The organism is Bacillota bacterium (genome assembly GCA_023511835.1).
Taxonomy (GTDB): domain Bacteria; phylum Bacillota; class Sulfobacillia; order JAIMAT01; family JAIMAT01; genus JAIMAT01.
The window spans coordinates 1-15,976 of record JAIMAT010000007.1 but is presented as its reverse complement, the minus strand read 5'-3'; the positions used below and the strand labels follow the sequence as shown (position 1 = coordinate 15,976).

The window sequence follows — 15,976 nt, the reverse complement described above, 5'->3', positions numbered from 1 at the left end:
GAGGGACGGATTTGCCGAAGGAGGAGGCCATCGAGGTCGAGGGACGCGTGGTCGAACCGCTGCCCAACGGCATGTTCCGGGTCGAGCTGGACAACGGCCACCGCGTGCTGGCCCACGTTTCGGGGAAGATCCGCATGCACTTCATCCGGATCCTGCCCGGCGACCGGGTGACGCTGGAGCTCTCGCCCTACGACCTGACGCGCGGGCGGATCACCTACCGCCACCGGAGCTGAAGGGCGGGAGGCGGAGGAAACGGTCGAGGCGGGGGGCGGCCCGGCGCGCACCTTCGGCCCGAGGCACGGCTTGCCGTGCTATAATCGGGCTCGTGACTTTATGACCGTACGAGTGCGGCGGCGGGCGGGGGTGAGAGGATGAAGGTGCGGCCGTCCGTGCGCAAGATCTGCGACAAGTGCAAGATCATCCGGCGTCACGGCACCGTGATGGTGATCTGCGAAAACCCCAAACACAAGCAGCGCCAGGGATAGGGGGTGTGGCCATGGCGAGGATCGCAGGGGTCGACCTGCCCAGGGAGAAGCGGATCGAGGCCGCCCTACCTTACATCTATGGCATCGGCTGGAGCCGCTCGCGGGAGATCCTGGCCCGGACGGGCATCAACCCGGATACGCGCGTGCGGGATCTGACCGAGGACGAGGTCTCGCGCCTGCGCGAGGTGGTGGAGCGCGAGTACAAGGTCGAGGGCGACCTGCGGGCCGAGGAGCAGCGCAACATCCGCCGCCTCATCGACATCGGCTGCTACCGCGGCCTCCGTCACCGCCGAGGCCTCCCCGTCCGCGGCCAGAGGACCAAGACCAACGCCCGGACGAGAAAGGGGCCGCGGCGGACGGTGGGCGTCCGCCGCAAGAAGTAGCCGGCTTGCCGGAACGGATGGAGGCGTAGCGATGCCCAATCGGCGTCAGAGAGCGGCCGCCGGCCACGTCCGCCGCCGCGAGCGGAAGCACGTCGAACGCGGCGTGGCGCACGTTCAGTCGACCTTCAACAACACCATCGTCACCATCACCGATCCGCAGGGCAACACCATCGCCTGGGGATCGGCGGGGACGCGGGGCTTCAAGGGCTCCAAGAAGGGCACGCCGTTCGCCGCCCAGACCGCGGCCGAGGCGGCCGCGCGCCAGGCCATGGAGCACGGCATGCGCGAGGTGGAGGTCTGGGTGAAGGGACCCGGCTCGGGACGCGAGGCGGCCATCCGCTCGCTGCAGACGGCGGGGCTGGAAGTGACCGCGATCCGCGACGTGACGCCGGTGCCCCATAACGGTTGCCGGCCGCCCAAGCGGCGCCGCGTCTGAGCGGGCCGCCGGCGGCGGAAGGGAGAGGCGAGATGGCCAGATACACCGGTCCCGTCTGCCGGCTCTGCCGGCGGGCGGGCGAGAAGCTCTTTCTGAAGGGGACGCGCTGCTACACCGACAAGTGCCCGGTGGCGCGACGGAACGTGCCTCCGGGGCAACACGGTCTGGCGCGGAGGAAGCTCTCCGAGTACGGCATCCATCTGCGCGAGAAGCAGAAGGCCCGCTGGACGTACGGCGTGCTGGAGCGTCAGTTCCGCAAGACCTTCGCACGCGCTGCCAAGAGCCCGGGCGTGACGGGCGAGCGGCTCCTGCAGCTGCTGGAGCTGCGCCTGGACAACGTCGTCTACCGCCTCGGCCTGGCGGGCTCGCGTCCGGAGGCCCGCCAGCTCGTGCGCCACGGCCACTTCCAGGTCAACGGCCGGAAGGTGGACATCCCTTCCTACCAGGTGCGGGAGGGCGATGTGGTCGAGGTGCGCCCCAAGTCGCGCGACCTGGTGAAGTTCCAGGCGCTGCGGGAATCACCGGTGGGCCCGACGGTGCCGGGCTGGTTGGACGCCGATCTGGAGAACCTGCGCGGCCGGGTCCTGCGCGTTCCCAGGCGCGAGGAGATCGACTCCGGTCTGCGCGAGCAGCTGATCGTCGAGTACTACTCCAGGTAAGCGCAGGGGAGGCCGTCCGATGCTGGAGATCGTGAAGCCGACCATCGAGAGCGAGGAGCTCTCCGAGGACGGCACCTACGGGCGGTTCGTCGTGGAGCCGCTGGAGCGGGGCTACGGCACGACCCTGGGCAACTCGCTGCGGCGCGTGCTGCTCTCCTCGCTCCCCGGCGCCGCCGTCACCAGCGTACGCATCGACGGCGTGCTGCACGAGTTCTCCACCATTCCGGGCGTGGTCGAGGACGTGACCGATATCATCCTCAACATCAAGAGCCTCGCGCTGCGCCTCTACGGGGACGGCCCGGCCACCATCCGCATCGACGCCCGCGGACCCGGCGAGGTGCGCGGCGCGGATATCCTCTGCCCGGAGAACGTCGAGGTGGTCAACGGCGACCAGCTCATCGCCACCCTGGACGAGGGCGGCCGCCTGGAGATCGAGATGACGGTGGAGCATGGGCGCGGCTATGTCCCGGGCGACCGGAACAAGCGACCCGACCAGCCCATCGGCGTCATCGCCGTCGACTCGATCTTCACGCCCATCCGCAGGGTCAACTTCCGCGTCGAGGACACGCGCGTCGGCCAGGTGACCAACTACGACCGGCTGATCCTTGAGGTCTGGACCAACGGCTCGGTCGACCCGAAGACGGCGGTGGCGGAGGCCGCCTCCATCCTTCAGGAGCACCTCGACCTCTTCCGGGGTCTCGTGGGGCGGGAAGAGGGGCCCGCGGAGGGCGCCGAGACGGAGGCCAGCGAACGCGACCGCCTCCTGGAGCGCTCCATCGACGAGCTGGAGCTCTCCATCCGCTCCTACAACTGTCTCAAGCGGGCGGGCATCAACACCATCGGCGAGCTGGTGGCCAAGACGCCGGAAGAGATGATGAAAGTCCGCAACCTGGGCCGGAAGTCGCTGGAGGAGGTCCAGGAGAAGCTGGCGGCCCTGGGGCTCTCGCTCCGTTCGTCGGAGGAGTAGCCGCCGCCGCGGCCGCGGGGGGAGAAGGGGAATGGCATACCGCAAGCTGGGGCGACGGACAGGCCACCGCCAGGCCATGCTCCGGGCACTGAGCACGTCGCTCTTCGAGCACGAGCAGATCGAGACCACCGAGGCGCGCGGCAAGGAGGTGGCCCGCATCGCCGACCAGATGGTGACGCTGGCCAAGCGCGGCGACCTGCACGCGCGCCGCCAGGCGCTGGCCTACCTGACGCGCGAGGACGTGGTCAAGAAGCTTTTCGACACCATCGGGCCGCGGTACGCGTCGCGCAATGGAGGCTACACGCGCATCACCCGCCTGGGGCCACGCCGCGGCGACGCCGCCCCCATGGTGCTGGTCGAACTGATCTGAGCCGGAAGACGGCCGCATGGCCCACCTGATCGAGGTACGCGGCGTCCGCTACTTCTACCCCTCCCCCGACGAGGGCGAGCAGCGGCGGACGGCCCTGGACGGCGTCGACCTGACCGTCGACGAGGGCGAGTGGGTGGCGGTGGTCGGCGCCAACGGTTCAGGCAAGTCCACCTTGGCCAAGCACCTGAACGCGCTCCTCCTGCCCGCCGAGGGCGAGGTCCTGGTCGACGGCAGGTCCACGCGGGATCCCGGCCAGCTCTGGACCATCCGGCGTACGGTGGGGATGGTCTTCCAGAACCCCGACAACCAGATCGTGGCCTCCCTGGTGGAGGAGGACGTCGCTTTCGGCCCGGAGAACCTGGGGCTTCCTCCTGCCGAGATCCGCAGCCGCATCGCCTCCTCCCTGGCCGCCGTGGGCATGAGCCAGTTCGCCCGGCGGGCGCCCTATCAGCTTTCTGGCGGGCAGAAGCAGCGGGTCGCCATCGCCGGCGTCCTGGCCATGGAGCCGCGCTGCCTGGTCCTGGACGAGGCCACCGCCATGCTCGACCCTGCCGGCAGGGCGGAGGTGCTGGAGGCGGTGGAGCGCCTGCGGCGCGAGCGCGGCATCGCCGTGGTCATGATCACCCACTTCATGGACGAGGTGGCGCGGGCAGAGCGGCTCGTGGTCATGGACGGAGGCCGCGTGGTGGCCGACGCGAGCCCGCGCGCGCTCCTGGGGCGCGTCGAGGAGGTGGCCCAGCTGGGCCTGGAGGTGCCCCAGGCGAGCGAGCTGGCCCTGGAGCTGCGGCGGCGCGGGCTTCCCCTTCCCGCCGACCTGATCGCACCGGGGGAGCTGGTCGAGGCGCTATGCCGATTGAAGTCGAGCACCTGAGCTACGTCTACGGCCAGCGCGGGCCGGACCCGGTGGTGGCGCTGGAGGACGTCTCGCTGCGCATCGAGGACGGCCAGTTCGTCGCCATCATCGGCTCCACCGGCTCCGGCAAGTCGACCCTGATCCAGCACTTCAACGGGCTGATCCGCCCCCAGCGGGGACGCGTGGTCGTCGACGGCCTCGACCTGGGCGACCGGCGCACGCGTCTGCTGGAGGTGCGCCGGCGGGTCGGCCTGGTGATGCAGTACCCCGAGAACCAGCTCTTCGAGGAGACGGTGCTGGCCGAGGTCGGCTTCGGCCCGCGCAACCTCGGTCTCTCCGACGAGGAAGTACGCACCCGCTCGGAGCGGGCGCTGCAGGCGGTGGGCGTCGCGCCCGCCCTCTGGAGCCGCTCGCCCTTCGAGCTGAGCGGCGGCGAGATGCGCCGCGTCGCCATCGCCAGCATCCTGGCCATGGAGCCGCGCACGCTGGTCCTGGACGAGCCCACCGCCGGTCTCGACCCCCGCGGGCGGCGGCAGATCCTGGAGCAGATCCGCCAGTTCCACCGCGGACGCGGCATGACGGTGGTCCTGGTCACCCACAACATGGAGGACGTGGCCCGGCTGGCGGAGCGGGTCTTCGTCCTGCACCGCGGGCGGCTGGTCCTCTCCGGTCCGACTCGCGAGGTCTATGCCGAGGGGGAACGGCTCCGCGCCTGGGGGCTGGCGCCTCCGCAGGTGGCGCAGGTGCTGGCGGGCCTGCGCGCCTGCGGCTACGACGTGCGGAGCGACCGCATCACGGTGGAGGAGGCCCGCGACGAGATCCTGCGCCTCTGGGAGGGGGGGCGGTAGCCGTGCCGGAAGCGCTCACCATCGGCCATTACGTGCCCGGCGACTCGCCGGTTCACCGCCTGGACAGCCGTGTCAAGCTGCTCCTGACCATGGCCTACGTGGTCGTCCTCTTCTTCGCCGCCCGCCCGGCGGCCTACGCGGCCCTGCTTCTGCTGCCGCTGGCGGGCTACCTCCTGGCCCGCATGCCGCTCGGTATGGTCTGGCAGGGGCTGCGGCCGGTGGCCTTCGTCCTCCTCCTCACCGTGGTGCTCAACGCCCTGATGACGCCCGGCCACCCGCTCTATCGCCTGGGGCGGGTGGCGGTGACGGCCGAGGGGCTCCGCCTTGGCCTGGAGATGGCGGTCCGCCTTATCCTCCTCATGGTGACGAGCACGCTTCTCACCCTGACCACCTCGCCCATCGAACTGACGGACGGCCTGGAGAGCCTCCTCCGGCCGTTCCGCAGGGTGGGGGTACCGGCCCACGAGCTGGCCATGATGATGACCATCGCCCTGCGCTTCATCCCCACCCTCCTGGAGGAGGCGCAAAACATCCTCAAGGCGCAGCAGGCGCGCGGCGCGGACTTCGAGAGCGGCAACCTGCTGCGCAGGGCGCGCGCCATGGTGCCCCTCCTCGTGCCGCTCTTCGTGGGCGCCTTCCGCCGCGCCGACGAGCTGGCCACGGCCATGGAGGCGCGCTGCTACCACGGCGGCGAGGGGCGCACCCGCTACCGGGAGTACCGCATCGGCCGGGCCGACTGGGTGGCCGCGGGCGTGACGACGGCCGCCCTGCTCTTCGTCCTCCTCGACCGCCTGTTGGGGGTGTGAGCGACGGCGCGCTGGCGCCTCTGGCTGGCCTACGACGGCTCCGCTTTCCGCGGCTGGGAGCGCCAGCGGCGCGGGGAGGCGACGGTCCGGGCCGCGCTGGAAGAGGCCCTGGCGCCGCTGGCCGGCGGTGCGGTCCGCGTGCGGGCGGCCGGCCGGACGGACGCGGGCGTCCATGCAGCGGGCCAAGTGGTCGACCTGGCGCTGGAGCGCGAGATCGCCCCCGAGCGGCTGGTGCGGGCGGTCAACGCGCGCCTGCCCGGGGCGGCCCGCGTCTACGCGGCCGAACCGGTGGAAGAGGCGTTCGACGCGCGCCGCTGGGCCAGGGCCAAGAGCTACGTCTACGTCGTCTGGACCGAGGGCGAGCCGCCGCCCTTCCTGCGAGGAAGGCTCTGGGCGCCGGGCCGCCGGCTGGAGCTGGAGCCCATGCGCCGGGTGGCGGCCGGCCTGGCCGGGCTCCACGACTTCCGGGCCTACCAGGCGGCGGGGCGACCGGTGGCCAGCACGCGGCGCCGGGTGGAGCGGGTGGAGGTGGAGCGGCGGGGGCCGGTGGTGCTGGTCCGGGTGACGGCGCAGGGCTTCCTCTACCGGATGGCGCGGCGCATCGTGGGCGCGCTGGCGGCCGTGGGCGCCGGCGCGCTGGACGAGGCGGAGCCGCTCCGAGCCCTGGAGACCGGTCGGCTGCGCGCCGCCACGGCGCCGCCCGAGGGCCTCTGCCTGGCCGAGGTGCGCTACGACCTGGCGGAGCCGCGGGAGGTGGAGAGGGCCCGCCGTCTGCAGCTGGCCGCCTGGTGCCCATGGGCGGCCGGTGAGGAGGCGTCGGGCGCCTTGACACCCTTTCACGGCGGAGGATAAACTCCATTCGCTGTTCGCCGCCGCGCGGCCGCGCGGGGCCGCGGGAGCGCCGGCTGCCGGATCAGGGACGCCCCGGGCGCAGGCTGCGGGGCGGTCTCTTGCTGCAAGGAGCCCGTGGAGGGTGCGAGGAGGTGAGACCGTGCTGGCGACGCAGAAGACCTTCATGGCCAAGCCTCGCAGCCTTCCCCGCAGGTGGTTCGTGATCGACGCGGAAGGGAAGCGGCTGGGCAAGGTGGCCGTGGCGGTCGCCAACCTCCTGCGTGGCAAGGGCAAGCCCGAGTACACGCCAGGCGTGGATACGGGCGACTTCGTCATCGTGGTCAACGCGGAGAAGATCGACGTCTCCGGGCGGAAGCGCGAGCAGAAGATCTACTACCGGCACAGCGGGTACCCGCACGGGCTGAAGGCGACGTCGCTGGGGACGATGCTCCAGCGGCGACCGGAGCGGGTCATCGAGCTGGCCGTGCGCGGCATGATGCCGCGGAACCGGTTGGGCCGGGCCCAGCTCCGCAAGCTCCACGTCTACGCGGGGCCCAGCCACCCCCACGCCGCGCAGAAGCCGGAGCCGGTGGAGATCTGAGGCCGGCGCCGGCCGGGGCACAGGCCCCGCCGGGCGGGGCGAGCCGCGGCGGCAACGGGCCTCGCGAGCAAGGGAGGGTGGCGAGTGCCGTACAAGGTGCAGTACTGGGGGACGGGGCGGCGCAAGGAGGCGGTGGCGCGCCTGCGTGTCGTCCCCGGCAGCGGGCGGATCGTGGTCAACGGCCATCCGTACGAGGAATACTTCCCGGCCGTCCACTGGCGGGTTCAGGTGACCGAGCCGCTCCGCCTCTGTCAGCTGGAGGGCCGCTATGACGTGCTGGTCAATGTGCGCGGGGGAGGCGTCTCCGGCCAGGCGGGGGCCGTCCGGCACGCGCTGGCCAGGGCGCTCCAGGCGCTCGATCCGCAGCTGCGTCCGATCCTCAAGAAGGCGGGCCTCCTGCGCCGCGACCCGCGCATGAAGGAGCGGCGGAAGTACGGCCTGAAGAAGGCGCGCAAGGCACCTCAGTTCTCCAAGCGCTGAACCTCCCCATCCCCGGGTCTTGACCCCCAGCACTGCCGCATAAGCCTGATGCGAGGGGTGGCCAACGGCTCTCGCCACCCCCGTCGCTTGGCGGAGGAGGGGGTCGCGCTTGCTCCGGGTGGTCTGCCGGGCCAAGCTGCACCGGCTGCGGGTGACCGGGGCCAACCTCGACTACATGGGCAGCATCGGCATCGACGGGGGCCTCCTGGCGGCCGCCGGCATCCTGCCCTACGAGATGGTCCAGATCGCCAACCGCGCCAACGGCGTCCTCTGGCGCACCTACGTCGTCCCGGAGGCGGAGGGCTCGGGCCGCGTCGTCCTCAACGGCCCGCCGGCCCGCCACTTCCAGCCGGGCGACGAGGTGATCGTCCTCTCGCTGGCCTGGGTGACGGCCGAGGAGGCGGAGGGCTGGGTGCCCACGCTCGTCTTCGTGGACGAGGCCAACCGGCTGACCGAGGTGCGGCGGGGCGAGACGGCGGGACCGGAAGCCCGCCGCTGAGCCGGGAGAGCCGGCAGGCGAGGGGGGGCGCCGGTTGCTCCTGGATCTGAAGGCGCTCCGGTCGGCCGCTCCGCTGGCGGCCGTCGGGCTGCTCGGCCTGCTTCTGGCCCTGGGCGTGGCCACGGCGGCGCCGTGGGTGCGCCGTCAGGCGACGGCCGACCTGCTGACGGGGCGGCTGATCCTGATCGACCCCGGCCACGGCGGGGCCGATCCGGGAAGCGTCGGTTCCAACGGCGCGCTGGAGAAGGACGTGGTGCTGGGCGTCTCGCTCGCCCTGGCGCAGGACCTGCGCTCGGCCGGCGCCACGGTGGTGCTGACACGCCAGGACGACCGCGACCTGAGCGGCCTGGCGCCGCAGGACCCGCGCCGCTACCGGACCGACCTCTACCAGCGGGCCACCATCATCGAGGCGCTCGACCCCGACCTCTTTCTCTCCATCCACGCCAACGCCTACCCGGACCGCTCCGCCCGCGGGGCGCAGACCTTCTACCGGCCGGACCCGGCCGGGCAGAACCGGCGCCTGGCCGGCGACATCCAGCACGAGCTGGTGGCGGCCTCGGGCATGGTCGACCGCGGGATCTCCAGCGACATCCGCCAGCTGGTGCTCAACCGGGCGACCATGCCCGCGGCCACGGTGGAGATCGGCTTCCTCTCCAACCCCGCGGAGGAGCGGAGCCTGAAGGACGCCTCCTTTCAGAGGAAGATCGCCTGGGGCATCTTTCTCGGGGTGCTCCGCTTCTTCGAGGAGGCGCCGCTGCCGGCGCCCGAGACCGCGCCTCAGCGCGGCACGGCCGGGGCGCGCTGAAAGGCCGGGAGAAAGACGCCCTCCAGCCACTGCGTGTGGTAGCGGCCTGCGCGGAAGTCGGGATGGCCGACGAGCGCGCGGTGCATCTCCAGCGTAGTCTGCACGCCCTCTACGCGGTACTCGTCCAGGGCGCGGGCGGCACGGGCCAGCGCCTCCTCGCGGTCGTTCCCCCAGACCACCAGCTTGGCCAGGAGCGAGTCGTAGAAGGGCTGGACGGCGTAGCCGACGTAGGCGGCGCTGTCCACGCGCACGCCCGGGCCGCCGGGCTCGTGGTAGTCGGTGATGGCCCCCGGCGAGGGGATGAAGTTGCGGCGCGGATCCTCGACGTTGATGCGGAACTCGATGGACCAGCCCCGCGGCCGGACATCGCCCTGGGTGAAGCCCAGGGGCTCCCCTGCCGCGGTGCGGATCTGGAGCTTGACCAGGTCGAGTCCGCTGATCCACTCGGTGGTCGGGTGCTCCACCTGGATGCGCGTATTCATCTCGATGAAGTAGAAGTCGCCGTTCCCGTCGACCAGGAACTCGACGGTGCCAGCGGTGTGGTAGCCGATGGCGCGGGCCGCGCGCACGGCCGCCTCGCCCATGCGGCGGCGGAGCGCCGCGGTGACGATGGGGCTGGGCGCCTCCTCCACCACTTTCTGGCGCCGGCGCTGGAGCGAAGAGTCGCGCTCCCAGAGGTGGACCACCTCGCCCAACCGGTCGCCCACCACCTGGAACTCGACATGGCGCGGCGCGCGCAAGAGCCGCTCCAGGTAGACCTCGCCCGAGCCGAAACCGGAGACGGCCTCCCGCGCGGCGCTCTCCAGGAGCGGCTCCAGCTGCGAGGGCTCCTCCACCACGCGGATGCCGCGGCCGCCGCCCCCGGCCGAGGCCTTGATCAGAAGGGGGTAGCCGATCTGCTCGGCCACCCGTCGCGCCTCCTCCACGCTCCGCACCGGCCCCTCGGAGCCCGGGATGACGGGAACGCCGGCGCGGCGCATGCGCTCGCGTGCCTCGGCCTTGACGCCCATCGCCTGGATCGCCTCGGGGGTCGGGCCGATGAACGTCAGGCCTGCCTCCCCCACCGCCCGGGCGAAGGCCTCGTTCTCCGAAAGGAAGCCGTACCCGGGGTGGACGGCGTCGGCCCCGGACTGGCGCGCCACCTCCACCAGCCGGGCGATGTTGAGATACGACTGGCTGGCCGGGGCGGGGCCGATGGGGTAGGCTTCGTCGGCGAGGCGGACGGCCAGCGAGTCGACGTCCGCCTCGGAGTAAACGGCCACCGCCTCGATGTTCATCTCGTGGCAGGCGCGGATGACGCGCACGGCGATCTCGCCGCGATTGGCCACCAGGACCTTGCGGAACACGCGCTCCCCTCCCGCGAAGCGGCGGGCGCCCGGCGCCGGTCATCCGGGCGGCTCAAGCCGCCCCGCCGGCGCACTCCGGGGGCCGGCCCCAGCCTACACTTCGCAGCCGGCCGGCACAAACCCTGCGCTACAATGGACCCGAGGTGGGCCCGGTGACGGACGTCGAGGCGGTACTCCAGACGCTGGCGGCGCACGAGCTGAAGCTGACGCCGCAGCGCAGGCGCGTGGTGGAGGTCTTCTTCCGCCATCCCGGCGAGCATCTGAGCGCCGACGACGTCTACGCGGAGGTGCGCCAGCAGAACCCCGAGGTGGGCCTGGCCACCATCTATCGCACGCTGGACCTGCTCAGCGACCTGGGCGTTCTGGACAAGCTGGAGCTGGGCGACGGGCGCGCCCGCTACGAGCTGGACCGGGGGACGGGGCAGCGCCACCTGCACCTGGTCTGCACCGCCTGCGGACGCGTGGAGGAGTTCCAGCCGGACGCCCTGCTGGCCGAGCTGGAGGCGGAGATCGGAAGGCGGACCGGCTTCCGCATCTCCGACCGGGAGCTCAAGTTCTACGGCCTCTGCGCCGACTGCCGCGAGCGGCGGCGCGAGGCGGGGCGCTGACCGCCCCGCCCGCCCGGCAGGCGGCGGCCTGCACGGGCAGTGAGGATCCGGGTGCCCCCGCGGCGAGCCCCGGGGGAGAATAGGGAAGTCCGGTGAGCCCTTCGCGCGCCCGCCCGCCGGGCGGGGGCGCGGGGCGATTCCGGCGCGGAACCGCCACTGTGACCGGGAGGGTCCGGCAAAGGCGCCACTGCGGTCGCCCTGGCCGCGGGAAGGCCGCCGGGCCCGAGGAACGGGAGCCAGGAGACCTGCCCGGATCGAAGCGGTCCCCCGCGGTCTTCGGGGCGTGCCCGCCTTTCGGCCGACCCGACGGGAGCCGGTTCTTCTCGCGGGGCTCGCAGGGAGGAGAACCGCGCGGTGCAAGCCGTCCCGCCACCGGCCGGTCCGCCGGCGCCCGGCTCCCGGCGCCACAGCCTGCCCCCTGATCCGCGCCGTCCCAGGCGCCACCTGCTGGCGCTGGCGGCGGCCTTCACCCTTCTGCTGGCCCTTCTGGCCGGCCTGGCGGTGGGCGCCGTCCCGATCCTGCCGCCGAACCGTCTCGACCCTACGCGCCTGGTCATCCTGCTCCAGATCCGCCTGCCACGCGTGCTACTGGCGGCGCTCACCGGCGCCGCCCTGGCCGTCTCGGGGGCGGTGCTCCAGGCCGTCTTCCGCAATCCGTTGGCCGATCCGTACGTGCTCGGGCTCTCCAGCGGGGCGGCGCTGGCCGCCACCCTGGTCATCGCCTTCCTGCCGGCCCTTCCCGGACCCGCCGGCTGGGGTCTGGCCTGGTGGGCGCTGCCCGTGGCCGCCTTCGCCGGGGCGACCGCCACCCTCGGCGCCGTGGCGGCGCTGGCGCGCCTGCTCGGCCGGCCGGGGCCGGCCAGCCTGCTCCTGGCCGGCGTGGCGCTCTCCTCCCTCCTCTCCGCCGGCGTCTCGCTGGTAGCCAGCCTGGAGCCCGCCCGGCTGGGGCCCATCACCTTCTGGCTGCTGGGAGGCTTCTCCGGCGCCGACTGGCGGGCGGTGGCGCTGGCGGCTCCGCCGGTGCTGCTGGGGCTCGCGCTGGCCCTGGCGCGCCACCGTGAGCTGGACGCACTCCTTATGGGCGAGGAGCGGGCCGGCTACCTGGGCGTGGAGGTGGGGCGCCAGCTGGGCTGGCTGCTGGTGGCCACCTCGCTCCTCACCGCGGGTGCGGTGGCGCTGGCGGGCATGATCGGCTTCGTCGGCCTGCTCGTGCCGCACCTGCTGCGCCTTCTCGGCGGCGCCGGGCACGCCTGGCTCCTCCCCCTGGCGGCGCTGGGCGGCGCGGCGGCGCTGGTGGCGGCCGACCTGCTGGCGCGGACGGCGGTCGCGCCGGGCGAGCTGCCCGTGGGGGTGGTGACGGCGCTGGCAGGGGCGCCAGTCTTTTTGCTCGTCCTCTTGCGCGTCGAGGGGAGGCGGGAGCGGTGGCCGCGCTCGACCGGCCGGTGAAGGAGTCCGTGCGCGTGGAGGCGCGCGACCTGGCGGGCGGCTACCGGCGCCGCCTGGTCGTCCGAGGGATTTCGCTGGAGCTGCGCGGCGGGGAGGTGGCGGGGCTGCTGGGCCCCAACGGCGCCGGCAAGAGCACGCTGATCCGACTGCTGGCCGGGGCGCTGGAGCCGGAGGCGGGGCGGGTGCGTCTCGAGGGGCTGGAGGCCGGGGGGCGCGCCTCGCAGCGCGCGCGTCGGCTGGCCGTCCTCCCCCAGGGCGAGCCGGAGCCCGCCGGCCTGACGGTGCGCGACGTGGTGGAGATGGGGCGCTACGTCCACGGCGGTGCGGCGGCCGACGGGGGGAGGGCGGTGGAGCGCGCCCTGGCCGCGAGCGGGGCGCTGGAGCTGGCCGACCGGCCCTTCCTGGAGCTGAGCGGGGGCGAGCGGCAGCGCGTCCTCCTCGCCCAGGCGCTGGCCCAGGAGCCGAAGGTGCTCCTGCTGGACGAGCCCACCGCCCACCTGGACCTCCGCTACCAGGCGGAGCTGCTGGAGCTCGTCCGGCGCCAGGCGGAGGCCGGTCTGGCCGTCCTGGCCGCCCTGCACGACGTCAACCTGGCCGCGCTCTTCTGCGACCGACTGCTCGTCCTCTCCGGGGGCCGTCTGGTGGCCCAGGGACGCCCGGAGGAAGTGCTCCGCCCCGACCTGCTGGAGGCCGTCTACCGGACGCCGCTGGCGGTGGTGCGCCACCCCGTGCTGGGCGTACCCCAGGTGCACCTGCTGCCGCCGGCCGGCCCGCGCCCGCTGCCCGCCTTGCCGGCGATGGAGCCGCCGTGCTAAGCTGGCGTCGACAACTGCACAGGCTGGTCTCCTTCGGGGCAAGGTGAGGGGCTGCGGCCCCAATTCCTGACCGGCGGTGATGCGAGCCGCCAGGACGGCTCGACGAGCCCGCGACCCGCGCAAGCGGTGGAGCCGGTGCGATCCCGGCGCCGACGGTACAGTCCGGATGGGAGAAGGAGCAGCGTGGTGCCGCGCGGTGGCGCCGCCGGTGGATGCCGGCGTGATGTGCCGCGGGCCTTCGCCTGCTGGTCCCAAGAGGCCCCGGGTTTCCGCCCGGGGTTTTTTGATGGGCCCGGGAGGCGGCCTGGCGTGGAGGCGTGCGCGGTGGAGAACGGGGTTCGACGGCTGGCCTTCGGTCTGACGCTGGTGCAGATGGTGCGCCTGGCGGTGCTGGGCGCCATGGCTTTCGCCCTCATGTTCCTCTTGGAGGTACCGCTTCCGCCCTTTCCCTCCTACCTGAAGTACGACGCCGGCGACGTGCCGGCGGTCTTCGCCTCGCTGGCCATGGGACCCTGGGGCGGGGTGCTGGTGGAGATCCTGAAAGACGCGCTCTACCTGCTCTCCGGCAAGTCCGAGTTCGGCTGGCTGGGCGTCCTTCCCAACCTGCTGGCCGGCCTGGCGCTGGTGACGGTGACCGGCCTGACGGCGCGGCGCTTCCCCACCCGCTGGGGGGCGGCGGCCGGCATGGCGGGCGGCACGGTGCTGATGGCCGGGCTGCTCAGCGCCCTCAACTACGCGTGGTTCCTTCCCGTCTTCTACCACCTGCCGGCGGAGGCGGTGGCGCCCATGGTGGTGGGGACCATCCTGCCCTTCAACCTGGTCAAGGCCGGCCTCTCCTCCGGCCTGGTCCTGCTCCTCTACCCGCGCCTGGCCCCGGTGGTGGGCGTGCCGGTACAGGAGGGACGGCTGCTCTGGAGCGGGAGCCTGGCGGAGGCGCGCCACCCGCGCTGAGCCGGGTGGCGCGGGGCCCCGTCGCATACTCCTCCCCGCGGGGGGATGGGCGTGCGATGGGCCGCCGTCGACTGGCGCCTCCTGCTCTCGACCTTCGGGGTCGTGCTGGTGGCCGAGCTGGGTGACAAGACGCAGCTGAGCGTGCTCCTGCTCTCCGCGCAGAGCCGGTCGCCGCTGGCCGTCTTCCTGGGGGCGGCGGCGGCGCTGGTGGTGGACGCGGCGGCGGGTGCGGCGGCCGGCGGCTGGCTGGGGAGGGCGGTGCCCGAGCGCCTCCTGCAGCTGGCCGCCGGCGCCGCCTTTCTGGTGCTGGGTGGCGGGCTGGTGGTCCGCGGCCTGCTGCGGTAAAAGGAGGGCGTCGAGAGGAGGCGGGAGACCGGGTGGCCACGTGGCGCGAGGTGCTGCCCGCCCTGGGCGGGCGGACGCTGGTGATGGGCGTGCTCAACGCCACCCCCGACTCCTTCGCCGACGGGCCGGACCGCGGGCGCTGGCTGGAGCCGGCGGCGGCGGTGGGCCGGGCGCGGGAGATGGTGGCGGAGGGGGCCGACCTGATCGACGTGGGCGCGGAGTCGACGCGACCCGGAGCCCGACCGGTGGATGAGGAGGAGGAGCTGCGCCGCCTGTTGCCCGTGCTGGAGGCGCTGGCGGGAGCGCGGCTGGGCGTGCCGCTCTCGGTGGACACCTACCGGGCGCGGGTGGCGGAGGCGGCGGTGCGCGCCGGCGCAGCGCTGGTCAACGACGTGGGCGGACTCGCCCGCGATCCCGCCATGGCCTCCACCCTGGCGCGCCTGGGCGTGCCGGTGGTCCTGGTCCACGGCGGCGGGCGCGGGGGGCGGCCCCGGGGCGCGGTGCCGCCAGGCGCCGGCGAGGCGGACGCCTACCTCTCCACCTTCCGCCGGGAGATGGAGGAGCTGCCGGAGCGGGCGCTGGCGGCCGGGATCGCGCCCGGCGCCATCCTCCTCGACCCCGGCCTCGGCTTCGGCAAGGGGGTGGAGGAGGACCTCCTGCTCATGGCGCGGCTGGAGGAAGCCATGCCGCCGGCCTACCCCTTCCTGGTGGGCGCCTCGCGCAAGGCGGTGGCCGGCCGCTGGCTCGGGCAGCCGCCCGAGCGGCGGCTGGAGGGATCGCTGGCCCTGGCTGTGCTGGCCGCCCGCGCCGGCGCCGCCATGGTCCGCGTCCACGACGTGGGGCCGACACGGCGGGCGCTGGCCGTGGCCGACGCCGTGCGCGCGGCCGCGGAGGCGCGCGGGCGCGCCGCCGTGGCGGGCGGGCCGGAGGGCCGGGTCGCCCTGGAGCTGCGCGGGCTCCTCTTCTACGGTCGGCACGGGGCGCGCGCCTACGAGCGAAGCGGGCTCCACCCCTTCCGCGTGGACGTGCTCCTGGAGTTGGCGCCCGGCCGGCCGGGCGCCGACCGGTTGGGCGAGTCGGTCGATTACGGGGCGGTGGCCCGGCTGGTGCGGGCGGTGGTGGAGGGGGAGCCGATCAACCTGATCGAGTCGCTGGCGGCCCGCATCGGCGCGGCGCTCCTGGAGCGCTTCGGCGCGGGACCGCTGGCGGGCCTCGAGGTGCGCGTACACAAGCCGGAGGCGCCGCTCCACCACCCCTTCGACGACGTGGTGGCGAGCTGGAGCTGGCCGGGCTGAGCGGGGAGCGGCGGGGGAGGAGCGGAGAGGGCGCGTGGAGGCGCGGGTTTCGGCGGGCTGGAGGCGGGGCTTCCTGGGGCTGGGCGCCAACCTGGGGGAGCGGGAGGCGCAGCTGCGCGCGGCGCTGGACCTGCTGGACGGCGACGG

The 15,976-nt window shown here is 73.6% G+C and carries 22 protein-coding genes and 2 riboswitches; of the genes, 21 read left to right on the top strand and 1 reads right to left on the bottom strand.

Annotated elements, in window-relative coordinates:
• Window positions 1-11: 11 nt before the first annotated feature.
• The 15 genes from infA to K6U79_02465 all read left to right on the top strand — a co-directional run bounded on the left by infA (window position 12) and on the right by K6U79_02465 (window position 9,023).
• A complete protein-coding gene (gene infA, locus K6U79_02535; protein MCL6521237.1) occupies window positions 12-233 on the top strand; it encodes a translation initiation factor IF-1 in 222 nt (73 codons plus the stop codon).
• A 138-nt stretch (window positions 234-371) separates the two neighbouring features.
• On the top strand, window positions 372-485 hold the full coding sequence (rpmJ, locus tag K6U79_02530) for a 50S ribosomal protein L36 (GenBank protein MCL6521236.1): 114 nt from the start codon (window positions 372-374) through the stop codon (window positions 483-485).
• 11 nt (window positions 486-496) lie between these two features.
• A complete protein-coding gene (gene rpsM / locus K6U79_02525) occupies window positions 497-868 on the top strand; it encodes a 30S ribosomal protein S13 (GenBank protein ID MCL6521235.1) in 372 nt (123 codons plus the stop codon).
• 31 nt (window positions 869-899) lie between these two features.
• Window positions 900-1,304, top strand: a complete 405-nt coding sequence (rpsK, locus tag K6U79_02520) for a 30S ribosomal protein S11 (GenBank protein MCL6521234.1) — start codon at window positions 900-902, stop codon at window positions 1,302-1,304.
• A 32-nt stretch (window positions 1,305-1,336) separates the two neighbouring features.
• On the top strand, window positions 1,337-1,963 hold the full coding sequence (gene rpsD, locus K6U79_02515) for a 30S ribosomal protein S4 (GenBank protein ID MCL6521233.1): 627 nt from the start codon (window positions 1,337-1,339) through the stop codon (window positions 1,961-1,963).
• A 19-nt stretch (window positions 1,964-1,982) separates the two neighbouring features.
• Window positions 1,983-2,930: a DNA-directed RNA polymerase subunit alpha gene (locus tag K6U79_02510; GenBank protein ID MCL6521232.1), complete on the top strand. Its 948-nt coding sequence runs from the start codon at window positions 1,983-1,985 to the stop codon at window positions 2,928-2,930.
• Window positions 2,931-2,961: 31 nt separating this feature from the next.
• A complete protein-coding gene (gene rplQ, locus K6U79_02505) occupies window positions 2,962-3,300 on the top strand; it encodes a 50S ribosomal protein L17 (GenBank protein ID MCL6521231.1) in 339 nt (112 codons plus the stop codon).
• A gap of 16 nt (window positions 3,301-3,316) precedes the next feature.
• Window positions 3,317-4,171: an energy-coupling factor transporter ATPase gene (locus K6U79_02500; GenBank protein ID MCL6521230.1), complete on the top strand. Its 855-nt coding sequence runs from the start codon at window positions 3,317-3,319 to the stop codon at window positions 4,169-4,171.
• Window positions 4,147-5,001: an energy-coupling factor transporter ATPase gene (locus K6U79_02495; protein MCL6521229.1), complete on the top strand. Its 855-nt coding sequence runs from the start codon at window positions 4,147-4,149 to the stop codon at window positions 4,999-5,001. Before K6U79_02500 ends, K6U79_02495 begins: the two co-directional genes overlap by 25 nt.
• A gap of 2 nt (window positions 5,002-5,003) precedes the next feature.
• Entirely contained in the window at window positions 5,004-5,807 is an 804-nt protein-coding gene (locus K6U79_02490; GenBank protein ID MCL6521228.1) for an energy-coupling factor transporter transmembrane protein EcfT, read from the top strand.
• Window positions 5,808-5,831: 24 nt separating this feature from the next.
• Window positions 5,832-6,659, top strand: a complete 828-nt coding sequence (truA, locus tag K6U79_02485) for a tRNA pseudouridine(38-40) synthase TruA (GenBank protein ID MCL6521227.1) — start codon at window positions 5,832-5,834, stop codon at window positions 6,657-6,659.
• Window positions 6,660-6,822: 163 nt separating this feature from the next.
• Window positions 6,823-7,239 (top strand): 50S ribosomal protein L13, encoded by a 417-nt coding sequence (gene rplM, locus K6U79_02480; protein MCL6521226.1) that lies wholly within the window; start codon window positions 6,823-6,825, stop codon window positions 7,237-7,239.
• 84 nt (window positions 7,240-7,323) lie between these two features.
• Entirely contained in the window at window positions 7,324-7,719 is a 396-nt protein-coding gene (gene rpsI / locus K6U79_02475) for a 30S ribosomal protein S9 (protein ID MCL6521225.1), read from the top strand.
• Between the two features lie 109 nt (window positions 7,720-7,828).
• A complete protein-coding gene (locus tag K6U79_02470) occupies window positions 7,829-8,218 on the top strand; it encodes an aspartate 1-decarboxylase (GenBank protein MCL6521224.1) in 390 nt (129 codons plus the stop codon).
• 34 nt (window positions 8,219-8,252) lie between these two features.
• On the top strand, window positions 8,253-9,023 hold the full coding sequence (locus K6U79_02465; GenBank protein ID MCL6521223.1) for an N-acetylmuramoyl-L-alanine amidase: 771 nt from the start codon (window positions 8,253-8,255) through the stop codon (window positions 9,021-9,023).
• Here the strand turns inward: K6U79_02465 and accC are convergent.
• Window positions 8,996-10,369: an acetyl-CoA carboxylase biotin carboxylase subunit gene (gene accC, locus K6U79_02460; GenBank protein MCL6521222.1), complete on the bottom strand. Its 1,374-nt coding sequence runs from the start codon at window positions 10,367-10,369 to the stop codon at window positions 8,996-8,998. The two genes, K6U79_02465 and accC, sit on opposite strands and share 28 nt — an antisense overlap.
• Before the next feature lie 152 nt (window positions 10,370-10,521).
• Here accC and K6U79_02455 point away from each other — a divergent pair, with 152 nt between their 5' ends.
• The 6 genes from K6U79_02455 (at window position 10,522) to folP (ending at window position 15,829) form a co-directional block, all read left to right on the top strand.
• Window positions 10,522-10,977 carry a transcriptional repressor gene (locus tag K6U79_02455; GenBank protein MCL6521221.1) on the top strand — a complete coding sequence of 152 codons (456 nt, stop codon included), beginning with the start codon at window positions 10,522-10,524 and terminating at the stop codon, window positions 10,975-10,977.
• A gap of 32 nt (window positions 10,978-11,009) precedes the next feature.
• Window positions 11,010-11,245: riboswitch (cobalamin riboswitch) on the top strand.
• Window positions 11,246-11,388: 143 nt separating this feature from the next.
• Window positions 11,389-12,423 carry an iron ABC transporter permease gene (locus K6U79_02450; GenBank protein MCL6521220.1) on the top strand — a complete coding sequence of 345 codons (1,035 nt, stop codon included), beginning with the start codon at window positions 11,389-11,391 and terminating at the stop codon, window positions 12,421-12,423.
• A gap of 8 nt (window positions 12,424-12,431) precedes the next feature.
• The gene (locus tag K6U79_02445) at window positions 12,432-13,238 is read left to right on the top strand and encodes an ABC transporter ATP-binding protein (protein MCL6521219.1); all 807 of its coding nucleotides are present in this window, start codon (window positions 12,432-12,434) and stop codon (window positions 13,236-13,238) included.
• Window positions 13,239-13,263: 25 nt separating this feature from the next.
• Window positions 13,264-13,420, top strand: a riboswitch (FMN riboswitch).
• A gap of 127 nt (window positions 13,421-13,547) precedes the next feature.
• A complete protein-coding gene (locus K6U79_02440; GenBank protein ID MCL6521218.1) occupies window positions 13,548-14,189 on the top strand; it encodes an ECF transporter S component in 642 nt (213 codons plus the stop codon).
• A 45-nt stretch (window positions 14,190-14,234) separates the two neighbouring features.
• Window positions 14,235-14,534, top strand: a complete 300-nt coding sequence (locus K6U79_02435) for a TMEM165/GDT1 family protein (protein MCL6521217.1) — start codon at window positions 14,235-14,237, stop codon at window positions 14,532-14,534.
• A gap of 32 nt (window positions 14,535-14,566) precedes the next feature.
• A complete protein-coding gene (folP, locus tag K6U79_02430) occupies window positions 14,567-15,829 on the top strand; it encodes a dihydropteroate synthase (protein ID MCL6521216.1) in 1,263 nt (420 codons plus the stop codon).
• The last annotated feature ends 147 nt before the right edge of the window (window positions 15,830-15,976 follow it).